The following is a 17,144-nucleotide window of genomic DNA, read 5'->3' on the forward strand; positions in this document are numbered from 1 at the left end:
TTTAGTAATAGGAAAAATTATGCGTGAATATTCACTTTTTACGTCTGAATCGGTGAGCGAAGGTCACCCTGATAAGTTGGCTGACCAAATTTCGGATGCGATTTTAGATGCGATTTTGGCAGAAGATTTGCACGCTCGTGTGGCGTGTGAAACCCTAGTAAAAACAGGAGCGGTGGTGTTGGCAGGGGAAATTACCACGACTGCGAATGTGGATTTTGAAAAAATCGTGCGTGATACGGTCACCAAAGTCGGCTATAATCATACGGATTTGGGCTTTGACGGTGCGACTTGTGCGGTGATTAACATGATTGGTAAACAATCACCAGAAATTGCCCAAGGCGTTGACCGTGCCAAACCAGAAGAGCAGGGGGCAGGCGACCAAGGTTTGATGTTCGGTTACGCCACTCACGAAACCGATGTGTTGATGCCAGCACCCATTCAATTATCGCATCGTTTAATGGAAAAACAAGCCGAATTGCGTAAAAATGGCAAACTGGCGTGGTTACGTCCCGATGCCAAAGCCCAAGTTACTGTGCGTTATGACGGGGTAAAACCTGCGTTTATTGATGCGTTAGTGTTATCCACTCAGCACAGTCCTGAGATTTCACAAGTGGATTTGCACGAAGCGGTGATGGAAGAAATCGTAAAAGCGGTTATCCCTGCCGAGATGTTGCACAAAGATACCCAATTTCACATTAATCCAACGGGTTTGTTCGTGATTGGTGGGCCTGTTGGTGATGCAGGGTTGACAGGGCGTAAAATTATCGTGGACACTTATGGCGGTATGGCACGCCACGGGGGTGGTGCGTTTTCTGGAAAAGACCCATCAAAAGTTGACCGTTCTGCGGCGTATGCAGGGCGTTATGTGGCAAAAAATATTGTGGCATCAGGCTTGGCTGACCGCTGTGAAATCCAAGTGAGTTACGCCATCGGTGTCGCTGAACCAACGTCTATTTCTATTAACACCTTTGGTACAGGCAAAATCAGCGATGACAAAATCATTGAGCTAATTCGCACCCATTTTGACCTGCGTCCTTACGGCATCACACGTATGCTAAACTTACTGCAACCGATGTACCAACAAACTGCAACTTATGGGCATTTTGGTCGTCATGGCTCAGAAACCGCCTTTACTTGGGAAAAAACCGATAAAGCCAATCTGTTAAAAGCGGATGCAGATTTGTAGTTTTTTAATATTGGTAATTTAATTTATTTAAATAATATGGGTTACTCATTAACCCATATTGTTACGCTTAAAAACCCTTTCAACGCTATGAAAAAATTTATGATAAAAATTTTTTTGATCAACCCTTATCCACTTTAAAAAGTATCCATCATGAACCAACCATCAGCCAATCAAAACCCCGAAAATCTGAATGAAAACCCAATTGAAAACAATGAATTAAGCGATGAAATGCACGCTTTTTATGAACGAGCGGACGCCTTTATCAATTTGGCAAACAGTTTGCGTGATGATGCTAACCATGCAGGCAAAGTCAACGCATCCATGCTGTACGCAGTAGCACGTTTTAGTGCGTGGGTGGCGGCAACAGGATTTGTCAAAGGTAGCGACTATCTCAAAGAAAAAGAAGATATTATTCAGCATTTTACCCATAATTTTGAGCGAATGTTGTCGGATAATATTGATGATTATGCTGAAAATTTTCAACATTATATGCAAATTGGTAAAAAGCCAGAATGATTTTAATTTTTTTTAAATATTATTTAATCATATCCTGATAAGGAAAAAATTATGTTTATTCATGTTACCACGTTGGTGGATTATCTTGCTGAGCATAACGCCACACCTGCGGTCAAATCGGTGATTGCCACACTCACACAGACTTGCGAAGAGATTAGCGAGCTGTTAAAACGTGGGGCATTGGCGGATATTTTAGGTGATGCTGGCAATCAAAACGTGCAAGGCGAAGACCAAAAAAAACTGGATGTGATTGCCAATGATTTACTCTTAAATGCCTTGGCTCATAATAAATACTGTGCAGGGGTAGCATCCGAAGAGCTAGACCATGCAACGTCTGCTAATCCTAATGGTGAAGTTTTGGTGTTATTTGACCCACTGGACGGCTCAAGTAATATTGACATTAACATGGCGGTGGGAACAATTTTTTCAATTTTGCCATATAATAATCAAGGTCAAGAAGTGACAGATGATGACTTTTTACAAAAGGGTACACAGCAGTTAGCTTCAGGTTATATCCTGTATGGCACGAGTACTGTTTTGACCTTGACCACAGGCGAGGGGGTGGTGATGTTTAGCTATGACCCAAATTTACGCCAGTTCATTTTAATTAATGATAATGTCAAAATCTCGCCTGATACCAAAGAATATGCCATCAATGCGTCCAATTACCGCTATTGGCTTGACCCAATCAAACGCTATATTGATGAATGCAATGCGGGCGAGATTGGCGTGCGGGGCAAGGATTTTAATATGCGATGGATTGCAGCGATGGTCGGTGATGTGCACCGTATTTTAATCCGTGGCGGGCTGTTTACTTATCCGTTTGACACTAAATTTGCCAATAAAGCAGGCAAACTTCGTCTCATGTACGAAGCCAATCCAATGAGCTTTATTATAGAACAAGCAGGTGGGGCGAGTACGGACGCTGTTCATCGTATTTTGGATATTGAACCGACCAACATTCATCAGCGTGTGCCTGTGGTTTTGGGGGCAAAAAACGAAGTGGAATACGTGAAAAAATTGCACGATGAAATGGGTATGTTGGCGAATGGACAACTTACTTAGTTTAAAACTACCGCATATCAGTGACTGGCAATATCAAATCACACTTATTGCCAGTCATTTATCATTAAATTTATTAGAAAGGAATAAGATTATTGAATTTACCCATTACTTAATGGATAATGGGTATTATGATGATTTCATGCTTGATATTATGGATGATAACAAAAACTTGGTGGTTGATGAATTAGCACAATTATTATCAAAAATATTAGACAATCTTAATTTAATTACCCTTAATAAAGAACAAGCTAAATATTTCTATACTTTTTCTTTGATTTGTTCCTTCACAATTAGACCATTTAAATTAGCTTACTTAGCTAATCACTACCTTAATAATCAAGTTGTTGAAAATGAGATTTTAAATTCATTCTCAATATTTAAGAACCTGTATTCATAACGTTTTTGCAATGAAAAATGCGATAAATTGCCCGCTTTTCAAGGAAAAAACGCAGGTTGATAGTCATTCTATCAAGCAAGTTTTTGACGCAGAAAAGCAAGATTTAACCAGTTTTCATGCAAAAGCAAACTTTTATTGACTACTTTTATAAAAAAAATTAAGTTGCGTAAGGTTGTGAATACAGGTTCTAAGTTTTATAATAGTATTGATTATGATGTTATTGATAATTTAACATTTTTTGGTGATTATGTTTATATTATTGAAACAGATATTTATTTGAGGTTAGACATTCAAAATAATATTTTAGCGTTTTTAAATGAATGCGAAAATTGGTTAAATACTAATCAAAATATAATCACCACAATCATTCAAAGAGCAAGTTTAATAAAATGATTATTACAAGTAAAGACAATCCCACCATCAAAACCGCCCATGCCCTACTTACCCAATCACGCCAACGTAAGAAGCTCGGTCAGACGGTGCTTGAAGGCACGCATTTATTAGATGCCTATTTAAATGCCAAACTTTTGCCAAAAACAGTCATAGTCAGCGAAAGTGGTTTAGAAAATAGTGAAATTAACACATTAATTCACCGATTAAATGGTGTTAAAATTTTAACCATTCACGATAATCTGTACAAAGAAATTCGCACATTGGGCGAAAGTTTGCCAATTATGGCAATTATTGATACGCCAAATCATCAGTTAAATCAAGAGGTTACCACCGACTGCCTAATCATCAACGGCGTGCAGGATAACGGCAATCTTGGCACGCTTTTGCGGACTGCGTCAGCGGTGGGCTTTAGCACGGTGATTTGCACCACAGGCACAGCACAGGCGTATAGCCCCAAAACCTTGCGGGCGGGCATGGGGGCGAATTTTAGCTTAATAATTTATGAAAATGTGTCGGTTAATGATATGTTAAACTTTATTAAAGTGCCGTTATTTGCCACAAGCTCGCATACCGATGAAGTGATTTATGAGCTAGATTTAAAACAGCCTTTAGCCTTGATTATGGGGCATGAAGGGCAAGGGGTGAATGAAATTTTATTAAATCAAGCTAAAAAACTTGCCCTACCCCAACCAAACGGTCAAGAAAGCCTGAATGTTGGCGTGGCAGGGTCGGTATGTCTGTATGAGATTTTAAGACAGCGAAATTATGCGTAATTTAGTGCAAGTTTCGGTTCATTTTTTTACTTAGTTTTTGCTTTCTAGGCTTGTAATACGCTAAATACAGGCAAGCCTAGATCTTCATGCAAATCCACTAAATCAATGAGTACCAATGCACCAACAACTTCATAACCTGCGGATTGACAAAGTTTTGCCGTGGCCTTTAACGTGCCACCTGTTGCCAAAATATCATCTACAATCAACACTTTACGGATAATTGGGTCGGCGTTTTTTAACATTTCTAGGCTGTCCGTGCCGTATTCCAACGTATAATCTTCACGCACGACAGGCGGTGGCAATTTGCCTGCTTTACGCACCACCGTCATGCCTTTACCCGTGCGTCCCGACAGAAGACTTGCGAATAAAAAGCCACGAGATTCCACCCCAACAAGACAGTCAATGTTATCAAACAATCCGTTTGGCAAGCTCGCCAACAACGCATCGGTTACATGCTCAACATGGTGCTGTAGCAGGGGTGTGATGTCGTAAAACTCAATGCCTGCTTTCGGAAAATCGTTCACGGTGCGGATAATTTGCCAAAAAGGGTGATTTTTTGTGGTGGTATTTTGTTCGGTCATGGCTTGCCTATTGGGTTATTAGTTCTCAATTATAGCTCAATGGGTGCAGAAAATGCACAATAAACATCTATTATACGTTTTTTTTGATAAAATTTAAACGTTTTCCCTTGCTAAAAATAGTGAATGACTGTAAACTTGTTATTTTATTTTGGCAAATATAGGCAATTTTACCATGAAAAAATATCAGTGTATCGTGTGCGGTTGGATTTATGATGAAGCGGTAGGTAGCCCTGAGCATGGCATTGTGGCGGGCACAAAATGGGAAGATATTCCAGATGACTGGTTGTGTCCTGATTGTGGGGTGGGGAAGGCGGATTTTGAAATGGTAGAGATTTAGCACCAGTTTTTTATAAAGTTGTGTGCTAAAAAAACGACATTGTGAATTAAATATACTTTATTATAGACGTTGACAATCTTAGTCCGAACGGCAAACCTTAAATCTATCTTTTTTTAACAATACCAAAAAAACTGAAGCTATTTTAATGATAGTTTTTTTAAAAAATGCTATTCCTTGTTTTATTAAAGTTGGTAAAGAATTTATAGCTACGTTTGATGATGATTGCGATAGCTGAAGATTGGCTTTAAGCCAACTGTAAAACATATACCTTATGCGTGCGGGTGCTGACAATTTGCTTTATCATAAATCCAGATTTTATATCATTCATAACTCATATATCTCAACTGAATAACGATATGCCAAATCACCCCATGCAAAACCCATCGTATTTTTATAAGATAAGCGTTTTCATTTTGTAATAATAGAACGATTATGCCCAACATTTTTCGCCCTTTCGATACTGACAAACCTTTAAATTTTGGCTGTACTTGTGGACAACATGCCACGCAATCTGAGTGCGATACTGACCCCAATAGCCACGTTGTGACGGCTAGTTTTAACAATGTCAATGATAACAGCAAGGTTGAAACAGTTAGTACCGATTTTATTGAAGCGGTGGCCGTCAAAGCCCTATTTCCGCACGAGCCGACACGCCGAGCATTTTTAAAATCAGTTGGCAAGGCGACGGCGATGGGAGCGATTGCGAGCATTTTTCCGCTTGCCAATTTGCAAGAAGCGATGGCACTTGACCGCTTAAATCCCGAAAAAAAGCAAGTGGATATTGGCTTTTTGCCGATTTTATGTGCCACACCGCTTATCATGGCTGACCCTTTGGGCTATTATCAAGAGCAGGGTATTAAAGCCAATTTGATGAAACGGGCCGGTTGGGCACTCGTGCGTGACCAGATGATGAACCGTGAGCTAGATGCCACGCATTTCTTAGCCCCTATGCCACTAGCAATTACGATGGGAGCCGGCTCTGCTAAGCAAGATATGAAAGTGGCATGTATCCAAAACATCAACGGGCAAGCATTTGTGATGAGCCTAAAACACAAAGACAACCGTGACCCAAAAAACTGGAAGGGCTTTACCTTTGCTATTCCATTTGAGCATTCCATTCACAATTATTTATTAAGATACTTTTTAGCCGAACATGGGATTGACCCCGAGAAAGATGTCAAACTGCGTCTGACCACACCGCCTGATATGATTGCCAATTTAAAGGCAGGTAACATTGATGGATTTTTTGGGCCAGAGCCGTTTAATCAGCGAGCCGTCTGGGATAAGGCAGGCTATATTCATACGCTAAGCCGTGATATTTGGAATGGGCATCCGTGCTGTAGTTTTGGCACGTCCCAAAGCTTTATCAATGACAATCCGCAAACTTTTTTGGCAATGCTGAGGGCGATTATTAAGGCAAATGTCATGGCAAACGACCGCAAAATCCGCCGTGACTTATCCACTTTGCTTGCCCCTGCCAATTACTTAAATCAACCAGAACTTGTGCTACGTCAGTCGCTGATGGGGCGATTTGCTGATGGTGTGGGCAATGTGCAAGATGTGCCAGATCGCATGAATTTTGATGTCATGCCTTATCACAGTGTGGCGGTGTGGATGCTCACACAAATGAAACGTTGGGGCTATATTAAAGGTGATGTGAATTATAACGACATTGCCCAAAAGGTGTTTTTATTGACCGATGCCAAAAAACAAATGACCGCTATGGGCTATGCCACGCCAGATTTTGACAAATATGGGGCAAATCCGCCGATTAAGATTATGGGCAAGGCGTTTGATGTGAATAAGCCTGATGAATATTTAAAATCGTTTAAAATAGGTTTGCATTAATTTAATCAGGAATTCATAATAATGATAAAAAATAACACAAAAATCAAAGGCTATCTTTTCTCACTACTGATTGTCTTTGCCACGCTTGGTGTTTGGCAATTTAGCACCTTGCCAAAACAAATCCATGCTCCCACCAACCCATTAAAGCTAGAATACAGCGTATTAATGGGTGACATTCCAGAAGGCACGCCAGCAGGGGCAGTCGTTGCCAGCCAAAAAAGTGAATTCCCCACGCCCACCGATTTTGCCAAATTGTCTGTTGGTCATTTGTCTGACCCGTTTTATGACAAGGGCTTAAATGATAAAGGCATTGGCATTCAGCTTGGCTATTCCATTGGGCGAGTCTTACTTGGATTTTTTTTGGCGATGATTGTCGCCATTCCCTTGGGGTTTTTGGTCGGTATGTCGCCTGTATTAAATCGTGCGTTAATGCCCTTTGTGCAGATTTTAAAGCCGATTTCACCGCTTGCGTGGATGCCGATTGCCTTGTACACCATCAAAGACAGCAATGCTTCTAGTATTTTTGTGATTTTTATCTGTTCGATGTGGCCGATGCTCACCAACACCGCTTTTGGCGTGGCAAATGTGCGCCGTGAATGGCGAAATGTTGCCAAAACTTTGGAATTATCACCGATGCAGACTGCCACCAAAATTATTTTGCCAGCGGCTGCACCAACCATTGTGACAGGTATGCGAATTTCGATGGGGATTGCGTGGCTTGTGATTGTAGCCGCCGAAATGCTCGTGGGCGGTACAGGGATTGGCTATTTTGTGTGGAATCAGTGGAATAATTTGTCTATCGGTAACGTGATTTTTGCGGTGTTGATGATTGGGCTTGTGGGCATGATTTTGGATATGCTGTTTGGACTCTTGCAAAAAAAGGTGAGTTATGTTGAGTAATTTTGTATAACTTGCTAGTCTAAAGCCATTATTATATAATGTGTGGCTTATTTTATAAAAAATTTTGAAATATGCCCTCATATTTTATTATGTTAAGCCACATTCATTTAACCCCGATAGGTATGTATTTATCTATGCTTGATTTCCTGCCAAAATTTCTAAGTATTTCTTTATTACCGATTGGTTTATTGGCGTGTCAAAATACCCAACAAAATCCGATACAAGACGAACCAAAACCAACGATTAGCGAAAAAAAGTTGCTAGAATTTGACGATGGATTTCCGCCAAAACCTTCACAAGCTGAGTTAGACGACTGTATAGCCAAAGGTGGAATAATGAGCCGTCAAGGTATGGCAGGTGGCTATATGTGCGTTATCTCGTATGCGGATGCTGGCAAGTCTTGCACGGACGGTAGCGAATGTCAAAGTGGAGAGTGCTTGGTAGATAATAGCTCGAGATATAATCCGTACACACAAACCGTAACAGGTATGTGCAAAATCAATAATAGCTCATTTGGTTGTTTTTCCACTATAGAAAACGGTAAAGTTGGCTATTCGGTGTGTGTGGATTGATTGATATAAGGTAACAGATATGGCAAAATTTTTAAATACAAGCGGTACAACGTATCATTTAGAAGAATTGATTAAAAAAGCAAGCGAGCGATTGGTTTTAATTAGCCCATATTTGCAATTTAACGAACGCATTAAAGAATTGCTTGAAGATAAAAATCGTTTAAAAATTGACATTCGTATTGTGTACGGTAAAAGTGAATTATCGCCCCAAGAAATTAATTGGCTAAAAGATTTGACTTTTGTTAGAACCAGTTTTTGCAAAAATCTGCACGCCAAATGTTATTTGAACGAACATGAGTGCATTATTACCAGTTTAAATTTATATGAATTTAGTCAAGTAAATAATAATGAAATGGGTGTATTAATTGATAAAACTGATGATAGTCAATTATACAACGACACCTACGATGAAGTGCAACGCATTATCAGAATTAGCGAAGAAGTGCGATTATCTGCTGATACTGAAAAAACACAGCCAAATACTCAAACCTCTGTTGCACCTGAAAAACCGAAAAATTTTGATAAAATAACTACCGCAAAATTAGCTGAAAAATTTGGTATTGATAATCAAGAATTTACCAAAATGTTGGTGGAGAGTGGTTATCTTGAAATGAAAGGTAATACGCCATTTTTGACAGATAAAGGGCGTGAAGTTGGTGGCGAACTGAAAAAAGGCAAATTTGGCTATTTTATTGTTTGGTCAGTGGATTTAGACATTTCATTTGAAGATGAAAAAGTAAGTTTCGCTGATAAATTATTAAGTTTATTGAGGTTTTAATTAAAATTTAAGGTAACTCTTTATTAAGGTAAAAATATGACCGACCAAATCCAAAAAACTGAAGAAGTCCAAGACGTAAACGAGCTTATCCGCCAGCGTCATCACAAACTTGACTTGATTAAACAAGCGGGCAAAAACCCTTACCCAAATCAATTTAAACGTGAGCATTACGCCCAAGATTTACAAACCCAATTTGCTGACCAAGACAAAGAAACCCTTGCCAACAACGATAAAGTCAATGTCATGGTGGCTGGGCGTATCATGCTAAAACGCATTATGGGTAAGGCGAGCTTTATCACGCTTGCCGATATGAGCGGAAAAATCCAAGCCTACGTCAGTAAAAATGACTTGGGCGACGACGTGTATAACGACTTTAAAACGTGGGACATCGGCGATATCGTGGGTGTACAAGGTTATCTGTTCCGTACCAATACAGGCGAATTGTCGGTTCACGCTACCGAAGTGCAACTTTTAACCAAATCTTTGCGTCCGTTGCCTGATAAATTCCACGGACTTGCCGACACCGAAGCTCGCTATCGTAGTCGTCACCTTGATTTGATGATGAATGACGAAAGTCGTAGAACTTTTATCATTCGTAGCCAAGTCATCGCAGGTATCCGCAACTTTATGTTAAACGAGCGTTTTATGGAAGTCGAAACACCGATGATGCATGTTATCCCAGGGGGAGCGGTCGCTCGTCCGTTTATCACGCACCATAACGCCCTTGATATGCCGTTATTTTTACGCATTGCCCCAGAATTGTATTTAAAACGCCTTGTGGTGGGCGGTTTTGAGCGGGTGTTTGAGATTAACCGTAACTTCCGTAACGAAGGCGTGTCCGCTCGTCATAATCCTGAATTCACCATGATTGAGTTCTACCAAGCCTACGCCACCTATGAAGATGCCATGGACTTGACCGAGCGTATGTTTAATCAACTTGCGATGGATATTCTAGGCACCACCGAGCTGAATTACCAAGGCGAAGCGATTAGCCTAAAGACCCCGTTTGAACGCTTGCCAATGACCAAAGCCATTGAAAAATATGCCAAAAATTTTGACATGAGTAAAATCAATGACCGTGAGTATTTGGCAGATTACGTCAAAAATGAATTAAAAGAAGAAATTAAAGACATCTTTGGTGTAGGCAAATTACAGACGATTATCTTTGAAGAAACGGCAGAAACCGAGCTACGTCAGCCAACGTTTATCACCGAATATCCTGCTGAAACATCGCCATTGGCTCGTCGTAACGATGATAATCCCGAGATTACCGACCGTTTTGAGTTATTCATTGGCGGGCGTGAGATTGCTAATGGCTTTAGCGAATTAAACGACCCGATTGACCAAGACGAACGTTTTAAAGCCCAAGTCGCTGAGAAAGACGCAGGCGATGACGAAGCCATGCACTATGATGGTGACTTTATCGAAGCGTTAAATTACGGCTTGCCACCAACCGCAGGCGAGGGTATTGGCGTTGACAGATTAGTGATGTTATTTGCTGATGCACCGAGCATTCGTGATGTGATTTTATTTCCGCATATGCGTCGTAAAGAGTAATAATTTGATAAACGATTGATTTTAAAAAAACCTAGTTGACCTTCTAAATGGCTGGAACTGGGTTTTTTACTGATTTGGGAAGTTAGACCGAAAATTAATAGTCTAATTTACATAAAAAAGAGCGTCATTCAACGCCCTTTTTTTAGTTCATATCAAACCATTACGCTTGATTTTGTTCCAAACTTTGTTGATAGGCTTGGTCAAAATTCACAGGAGCAAGCAACAACTGTGGGAAACTACCACGCGTTACGATATCGCTAATCACTTCACGTGCATATGGAAACAACACATTCGGGCAGTACGCACCTAGAATTGCACTCATTTGGTCTTCAGGGATATGTTGCATCATAAAAATCCCCGCTTGATGCACTTCTGCGATAAACGCCGTTTCACCGCCATTATTCGCCGTTACATTCACGGTTAACACGATTTGATAATGCTCATCGTCCAATTTTTCGGCACTGCTTGATAGGTTAATATCAAGCTCTGGTTGCCATTCACGTGTGAATACTTGAGCCCCTGGGACTTCTAGTGACATATCTTTTACGTAGATACGTTCTAGGGCAAGTTGTGGTTGTAAAATTTGTTCTTCTGCCATGATTTTTCTCCCAAAGCATTGTTAATTACAAAGTTAATTTAAAACCAGAATGGTAAAAAATTAAAAAATTTAATGTTTTTGCCAAAAAAAACGCTAAAAAAATTAGCCCGCTAATAAGGCATCAAGCTGATTTTCACGCTCTAATTTTGCCAAATCATCTGAACCACCGATAAACCGCTCACCGATAAAAATCTGTGGTACGGTACGGTAATTGTTGGTTTTTTGAGCAAGGGCTTGACGGTCTTCACTAGACACGTCATACATACTAATTTCGGTAAAATCCACGCCTTTATTGGTCAACAATTGTTTAGCACGGGTACAGTAAGGGCAGGTTGGTGTGGTATAAATGGTAACAGGAACGCTCATCGTTTATCCTTTTTGTTAAAAATTCATTAAAAATTAACCTTTACAAAAAATAATAATAAGGTTGAATTTTTTAAATTCAAGACATTATATCGCAATTTTGTCAAAAATTTATTTTTTAGTTATTTTTTTACCACTTTTTCGCTCACCAATGGCAGTCCAGACGCTTGCCAATTGGCAATTCCCCCGTCCAAACGGTAAACGTTTTCTTTCCCAATCATCGCTACCACCGTGCCTGCCATCATGCCCATTTGACACACGATGATTAATGGGCGACTATCTTGTTTTAAGCTGTCAATGTGGTCTTTTAAGTCAGTAAATGGCACGTTGTGACTGCCTTTAATATACCCTTTTTCAAAGTCTTTTTTGGGGCGAACGTCAATGATTTGTGCATTGTCATTATTGACCATTAAGCCAACGGTATTTGGGTTGATTTTTTTGCCACCACGTTTGGTTTCTATCATAAAAAACAACACAATTAGCACAAATAAAATGCCAAATAAAAATGGGTGATTGCCCATAAATTCAAACCAACGTTCCAAAGCTGTCTCCAGTTTTATTTAAAAATGTATAAAGTTTTATTAATTACCCTGTTTATTGCGGTAAAAATAAAGCTAATATTATACCGTTAATCGTTGTCATTGTAAAAATAATTTGCCATTAGCTACCCAAATTCGTTTGCGTTTCAGCTTGTAATAACACCAAATTTTCCACACGTCTTGCCAAAACTTCGCCATTTTCCACCGCTTGCCACATCGCACAGTTTGGCGTGTGGGCGGTATGTTTGCAATCTCGAAAACGGCACAAGCCTGCAAGCGGTGCTAACTCCACAAACCCTGCCAAAATAGCGTCTTTATCTAAATGCCACAAGCCATATTCCCGAATACCAGGGGTGTCAATCACCGCTCCTTGGCTCAAATTGGTGGGGTCAAATGCCAAAAAACGACTGGTTGTCGTGGTGTGTTGCCCCAGTTGGGAAATGGTTGAAATTTCATTGACCGACTGTTCAACATTTGGTAATAAGTGATTGACTAAACTACTTTTACCAACGCCTGATTGCCCTGCAAAAATTACATTTTTTTGTTGTAAATAACGGTTTAGTTCGCTTAAATCGCCGTCAGATTGGGTAATTAACGTCTCATAGCCCAATTTTTGATAATCATTTAACAAATCTTGGGTTTCATGAATATTGTTATTATTAATTAAGTCAGCTTTATTTAAAATTAATAACGGCTTAATATTTGATGTATGACACGCCACCAAATAACGGTCAATCAACTGGGCGGACGGTAATGGCAAAGGGGCAAACACAATTGCCAAAATATCCACATTACTGGCAATCGGTTTGAGTTTATGATAGCGGTCTGGGCGAAATATCACCGTTTTACGGTCATAAATCGCTTCAATCCGACCAAGTCCCGTATTGGGGTCGGCAGATAGTCGCACCTTGTCGCCTGTGGCAATCAATGGTAAATTGGTCCGAGTATGACAACGCCAAATGCTGTGCAACGTAATCGCTTGCCAAAACGGTTCAGGCTCACCCACGATTGGCACGGGTTTTTCGGGCAACCGCTTAGGTAGGGAGGTGGCTTGTACTTCTAACTGTTTGCCATAATTGGCAATCACAATGCCGTCCATTAACTCGTCATCATCAACAACCCGTTGTTTTTGTTGTTGTTTTTCAATACGTCTGGTTTGTTGGTCGGTGAGTTTACGTTTGCGAATTAGTGCCATAAAGTTGCCAAATCTTGAAAAATTATCAAAATATAAAAAATAAAGCATATTTTAGCTCAAAAATCTGTTAATATGGTAAATTATTTCGTAAACATTCTTCAGAAATAAATGAAAAACCACTAAAAAAACTTGAGAAAATTATGGCAATTGATAAAAAAAATTTGGTTTGGATAGACCTTGAAATGACAGGTTTAGACACCATGAGCGATACGATTATTGAAATCGCTACCATTGTCACCGACAGCGAACTTAATATTTTGGCAGAAGGTCCTGTTTTCGCTATTCACACACCTGACATCGTGCTAAATGCGATGGACGATTGGAACACTCGCCAACACAACCAATCAGGATTGGTGGATAGAATTCGCCGTAGCACGGTGACGCTTGAGCAAGCGGAAGCCGAAACCATCGCTTTTTTGGCAAAATATGTAGAAGCAGGCAAATCGCCGATGTGTGGTAATTCTATCTGTCAAGACCGCCGTTTCATGGCTCGGCAAATGCCAAAATTAGAAGCATTTTTTCACTATCGCAACCTTGATGTCTCCACCGTTAAAGAGTTAGCATACCGTTGGCGACCTGATATTTTAAATAGTTTTGAAAAGAAAGGCAGTCATTTGGCATTGGACGACATTCGTGACTCCATTCGTGAACTACGCCATTATAAAGAACACTTTTTTAAATTTATTCAGTAATTTAATAAAACTTACTAAAATACAAAACCAATCGCTTGGATTGGTTTTGTAAATTTATGTTGTTACTAAATTTATTGTTAAATTTTTATAAAAATTATTTGGTTAAAATTAAGCGGTTATTGCGAGTTAATCGTAAACGATACTCTTCACCATCATGCTGAATGCGAATTTCTTTGGTCATCGCAAATAGATGATTGGATTGTAAAGTTGGTAAAATTGTTTGGTTTTGTGGGATTGCACGGTTAAGTAAGTGGTACATAAGTTGCTCCTTGTTGGCTTCTTCAAAGTAACTGTTACAATAGTGATTAATTGAGAATAATTATCATTTAAATTCTTATTTTCGTCAAGGGTTTTTTGCTAAAAAAATGTAAATTTTTTATAAATATTTGTTATTAAAGGAAAATTTTATGAAAAAAATTCATGTTGCAGTGGCGGTGATTGAATTTGACAATCAATTTTTATTGGGATTTAGAAACGAAAAGCAACATCAAGGCAATCGTTATGAGTTCATCGGTGGTAAAATTGATAATAATGAAAGCCCCAAATCGGCGTTAATTCGTGAAATTCATGAAGAAACTGGCGTAGATATTACAGACAATCCAATTATAAAGATGGGACAAATTCATCACGATTATAGCGATAAATCGGTGATGTTACATATTTTTAAAGTAATTTTTAACAAGTCGCAATTTGACAATTTGCAAGGCGGAACAGGGGCGGAGAATCAGCCGATTATCTGGGTGAAAAAAGAAGATTTATTGGTAAAAAAGTATAACTTGCCAGACGCTAATGCCCGCATTTTAGAGTGGCTGACTTTGCCTAATCAAATTATCATTAGCCAAGAATTGGCGGATTTTGATAATGAAAAAATCGCTAAAAGCCAAGAAAATTGGGTGGATTTTTATGCCAATCATTTGCCAAAAAACACCCATTTTTATGCTCGTCCAAAAGATAATAGAGCCAATAATTGCCTAGTAATCAATGAGTTACAAAAATTGCGTGATGATGTAAAAATTTTTGCAAGTGCGTCTGATACAGCGGATTTGCAAATAAACCCTAATATTGTAGTTTTAACGCACACGGATTTTGCGGATAATTTTAACAATTTACCGACAAATTTTCGTTATTTTGCCAGTTGCCATACGCTAGATGAGATTATAAAAATCAACCAACTTTCTAAAATGCACACTGTTCTTGGCATATTTTTATCACCTGTGAAGCTGACCAAAACTCACCCGAGTGCTGTGCCATTAGGTTTTGAAAGTTTCGCGGAACTTGCTAATCAATCCCATGTGCCTGTCTTTGCGTTGGGTGGATTATCGCCAAATGATTGCAAAAATGCCCAACGCTATGGGGCGTATGGCGTGTCAGGGATAAGGGGATTTTTATAAAATCATTTCTTAGAAAAATATCCCCATTTTATTGAAAAATTAAATTTGAAAATGTGCGGATTTTGGCTTATAATCGTAAAAATTTAGATATTTTTTAACCAAAACAGGAAAATCATTATGTCAATTTATGAAACTCATCTAAAAGCTCGCCAGTCGGTAGAAAACACAGCGGTTGAATTCATTGTAAGCCTTGCCAAACTTACTACCCAAAATGTAAACGTACTATTTTTTGGTGAGCGTGTGGCGTTATCGATTGCCGATATTCTTGCCAAGCACAGCGAGCATGGCGTTGATGTTGCTCAAAGCCTTGCGTTTGTCAATGAATTGAACGTATCAGATACCACGATTGACGTGGGGCAAGCCATTAAAGCAGGTAAAAAAGCCAGCGATTTTGCAAATGGTAACGCTATCCCAAGTACTGATGTGGTGCTATACGGTTTTGGACGTATTGGTCGTATTTTGGCACGCCTTTTGATGAGCCGTCCTGCAAATGACAAAGGCTTACAATTAAAAGCGATTGTCGTGCGTCCTGCAGGTGATGGCGATTTGGCAAAACGTGCTTCGCTATTAGAGCGTGATTCAGTTCACGGCTGGTTTGATGGTTCGGTTGAAATTGACAGTGAGAATAATGGCATCATCGTGAATGGTCGCTTTATCAAAGTAATTTATGCGTCTGACCCAAGCGAGGTTGACTATACCGCTCATGGCATTGACAATGCGATTGTGATTGATAACACTGGCAAGTGGAAAGATGAAGCAGGTCTAGGCAAGCATTTGGCAAGCCGTGGCGTGAAAAAAGTGCTACTCACCGCGCCTGCCAAAGGTGAGATTAAAAACGTTGTTTACGGTGTAAATCATGACACTATCGGTTCTGATACGATTGTTTCAGCGGCAAGCTGTACGACGAACGCCATTACACCCACCTTAAAAGTGTTGCATGATACTTACGGCATTGTCAACGGTCATATGGAGACAGTTCACGCTTTCACCAACGACCAAAACCTTGTGGACAATCACCACAAATCTGAGCGTCGTGGACGTGCTGCCCCGCTTAACATGGTAATGACTTCAACGGGTGCGGCAAGTGCGGTATCAAAAGCCATTCCAGAATTAAAAGGTAAACTCACAGGCAACGCCATTCGTGTACCAACGCCGAACGTATCGCTGGCAATTTTAAATCTTAATTTTGAAAAAGCGGTTGGCACTGCAGACGAGCTAAACGCCTTTATCAAGAGGCAAGCCGACAGCGAGAAATGGCAAGAGCAAATTGATTATTCAGATTCGCCAGAAGCCGTATCAACCGACTTTGTCGGCTCTGAAAAAGTGGCGATTTTTGACGCTAAGGCGACTATTGCAAGCGATAACCGTGCCACCCTTTATCTATGGTATGACAACGAAATGGGCTATAGTACCCAAGTAATCCGTGTGGCAGAAGTTATGGCAAGTAATGCTTAATCGTTTGG

At 39.8% G+C, this 17,144-nt stretch carries 21 protein-coding genes; 15 read left to right on the forward strand and 6 right to left on the reverse strand.

What is annotated here, in order from left to right:
* Window positions 1–19 precede the first annotated feature (19 nt).
* The 6 genes from metK (at window position 20) to A3G3_RS0110510 (ending at window position 4,330) form a co-directional block, all read left to right on the forward strand.
* Entirely contained in the window at window positions 20–1,186 is a 1,167-nt protein-coding gene (gene metK / locus A3G3_RS0110480) for a methionine adenosyltransferase (protein ID WP_019520470.1), read from the forward strand.
* Between the two features lie 150 nt (window positions 1,187–1,336).
* Window positions 1,337–1,702 (forward strand): DUF3144 domain-containing protein, encoded by a 366-nt coding sequence (locus tag A3G3_RS0110485; protein ID WP_019520471.1) that lies wholly within the window; start codon window positions 1,337–1,339, stop codon window positions 1,700–1,702.
* A 51-nt stretch (window positions 1,703–1,753) separates the two neighbouring features.
* Window positions 1,754–2,767, forward strand: a complete 1,014-nt coding sequence (locus A3G3_RS0110490; protein ID WP_019520472.1) for a class 1 fructose-bisphosphatase — start codon at window positions 1,754–1,756, stop codon at window positions 2,765–2,767.
* Window positions 2,751–3,164 (forward strand): hypothetical protein, encoded by a 414-nt coding sequence (locus tag A3G3_RS0110495; RefSeq protein ID WP_019520473.1) that lies wholly within the window; start codon window positions 2,751–2,753, stop codon window positions 3,162–3,164. The genes A3G3_RS0110490 and A3G3_RS0110495 overlap by 17 nt, the downstream gene beginning before the upstream one ends.
* Before the next feature lie 174 nt (window positions 3,165–3,338).
* Entirely contained in the window at window positions 3,339–3,557 is a 219-nt protein-coding gene (locus A3G3_RS0110505; RefSeq protein WP_156802159.1) for a hypothetical protein, read from the forward strand.
* Window positions 3,554–4,330: a TrmH family RNA methyltransferase gene (locus A3G3_RS0110510; protein WP_019520475.1), complete on the forward strand. Its 777-nt coding sequence runs from the start codon at window positions 3,554–3,556 to the stop codon at window positions 4,328–4,330. Before A3G3_RS0110505 ends, A3G3_RS0110510 begins: the two co-directional genes overlap by 4 nt.
* Before the next feature lie 44 nt (window positions 4,331–4,374).
* On the opposite strand, the gene A3G3_RS0110515 is transcribed toward A3G3_RS0110510, so the two are convergent.
* On the reverse strand, window positions 4,375–4,911 hold the full coding sequence (locus A3G3_RS0110515) for an adenine phosphoribosyltransferase (protein ID WP_019520476.1): 537 nt from the start codon (window positions 4,909–4,911) through the stop codon (window positions 4,375–4,377).
* A 172-nt stretch (window positions 4,912–5,083) separates the two neighbouring features.
* Here A3G3_RS0110515 and A3G3_RS0110520 point away from each other — a divergent pair, with 172 nt between their 5' ends.
* The 6 genes from A3G3_RS0110520 to lysS all read left to right on the forward strand — a co-directional run bounded on the left by A3G3_RS0110520 (window position 5,084) and on the right by lysS (window position 10,903).
* Window positions 5,084–5,248 (forward strand): rubredoxin, encoded by a 165-nt coding sequence (locus A3G3_RS0110520; RefSeq protein ID WP_019520477.1) that lies wholly within the window; start codon window positions 5,084–5,086, stop codon window positions 5,246–5,248.
* Between the two features lie 432 nt (window positions 5,249–5,680).
* Window positions 5,681–7,096, forward strand: coding sequence for a CmpA/NrtA family ABC transporter substrate-binding protein (locus A3G3_RS0110525; protein ID WP_019520478.1), 1,416 nt, complete (start codon window positions 5,681–5,683; stop codon window positions 7,094–7,096).
* Window positions 7,097–7,117: 21 nt separating this feature from the next.
* Window positions 7,118–7,996 carry a nitrate ABC transporter permease gene (gene ntrB, locus A3G3_RS0110530; RefSeq protein ID WP_019520479.1) on the forward strand — a complete coding sequence of 293 codons (879 nt, stop codon included), beginning with the start codon at window positions 7,118–7,120 and terminating at the stop codon, window positions 7,994–7,996.
* Window positions 7,997–8,067: 71 nt separating this feature from the next.
* Window positions 8,068–8,568 carry a hypothetical protein gene (locus tag A3G3_RS14120; protein ID WP_169333207.1) on the forward strand — a complete coding sequence of 167 codons (501 nt, stop codon included), beginning with the start codon at window positions 8,068–8,070 and terminating at the stop codon, window positions 8,566–8,568.
* 19 nt (window positions 8,569–8,587) lie between these two features.
* Window positions 8,588–9,346 (forward strand): phospholipase D family protein, encoded by a 759-nt coding sequence (locus A3G3_RS0110540; RefSeq protein ID WP_019520481.1) that lies wholly within the window; start codon window positions 8,588–8,590, stop codon window positions 9,344–9,346.
* Between the two features lie 36 nt (window positions 9,347–9,382).
* Window positions 9,383–10,903 carry a lysine--tRNA ligase gene (gene lysS / locus A3G3_RS0110545; RefSeq protein WP_019520482.1) on the forward strand — a complete coding sequence of 507 codons (1,521 nt, stop codon included), beginning with the start codon at window positions 9,383–9,385 and terminating at the stop codon, window positions 10,901–10,903.
* A gap of 160 nt (window positions 10,904–11,063) precedes the next feature.
* Here lysS and secB read toward each other — a convergent pair whose 3' ends face one another.
* From secB to rsgA, 4 genes are all read right to left on the reverse strand, one after another.
* Window positions 11,064–11,501 carry a protein-export chaperone SecB gene (gene secB / locus A3G3_RS0110550; protein ID WP_019520483.1) on the reverse strand — a complete coding sequence of 146 codons (438 nt, stop codon included), beginning with the start codon at window positions 11,499–11,501 and terminating at the stop codon, window positions 11,064–11,066.
* Between the two features lie 102 nt (window positions 11,502–11,603).
* On the reverse strand, window positions 11,604–11,867 hold the full coding sequence (gene grxC / locus A3G3_RS0110555; protein WP_019520484.1) for a glutaredoxin 3: 264 nt from the start codon (window positions 11,865–11,867) through the stop codon (window positions 11,604–11,606).
* 119 nt (window positions 11,868–11,986) lie between these two features.
* The gene (locus tag A3G3_RS0110560) at window positions 11,987–12,406 is read right to left on the reverse strand and encodes a rhodanese-like domain-containing protein (RefSeq protein ID WP_019520485.1); all 420 of its coding nucleotides are present in this window, start codon (window positions 12,404–12,406) and stop codon (window positions 11,987–11,989) included.
* A gap of 118 nt (window positions 12,407–12,524) precedes the next feature.
* Entirely contained in the window at window positions 12,525–13,598 is a 1,074-nt protein-coding gene (gene rsgA, locus A3G3_RS0110565) for a ribosome small subunit-dependent GTPase A (protein WP_026212993.1), read from the reverse strand.
* 140 nt (window positions 13,599–13,738) lie between these two features.
* On the opposite strand from rsgA, the gene orn reads away from it, so the two are divergent.
* Window positions 13,739–14,290, forward strand: coding sequence for an oligoribonuclease (gene orn, locus A3G3_RS0110570; RefSeq protein WP_019520487.1), 552 nt, complete (start codon window positions 13,739–13,741; stop codon window positions 14,288–14,290).
* 94 nt (window positions 14,291–14,384) lie between these two features.
* Here the strand turns inward: orn and hemP are convergent, their stop codons facing one another.
* Window positions 14,385–14,549 (reverse strand): hemin uptake protein HemP, encoded by a 165-nt coding sequence (gene hemP, locus A3G3_RS14345; protein ID WP_019520488.1) that lies wholly within the window; start codon window positions 14,547–14,549, stop codon window positions 14,385–14,387.
* Between the two features lie 148 nt (window positions 14,550–14,697).
* Here hemP and A3G3_RS0110580 point away from each other — a divergent pair, with 148 nt between their 5' ends.
* Complete coding sequence (locus A3G3_RS0110580) at window positions 14,698–15,681, forward strand: NUDIX domain-containing protein (RefSeq protein ID WP_019520489.1); 984 nt, start codon at window positions 14,698–14,700, stop codon at window positions 15,679–15,681.
* A gap of 117 nt (window positions 15,682–15,798) precedes the next feature.
* Window positions 15,799–17,136: a glyceraldehyde-3-phosphate dehydrogenase gene (locus A3G3_RS0110585; protein ID WP_019520490.1), complete on the forward strand. Its 1,338-nt coding sequence runs from the start codon at window positions 15,799–15,801 to the stop codon at window positions 17,134–17,136.
* The last annotated feature ends 8 nt before the right edge of the window (window positions 17,137–17,144 follow it).

Source organism: Moraxella boevrei DSM 14165 (genome assembly GCF_000379845.1).
Lineage (GTDB): Bacteria > Pseudomonadota > Gammaproteobacteria > Pseudomonadales > Moraxellaceae > Faucicola > Faucicola boevrei.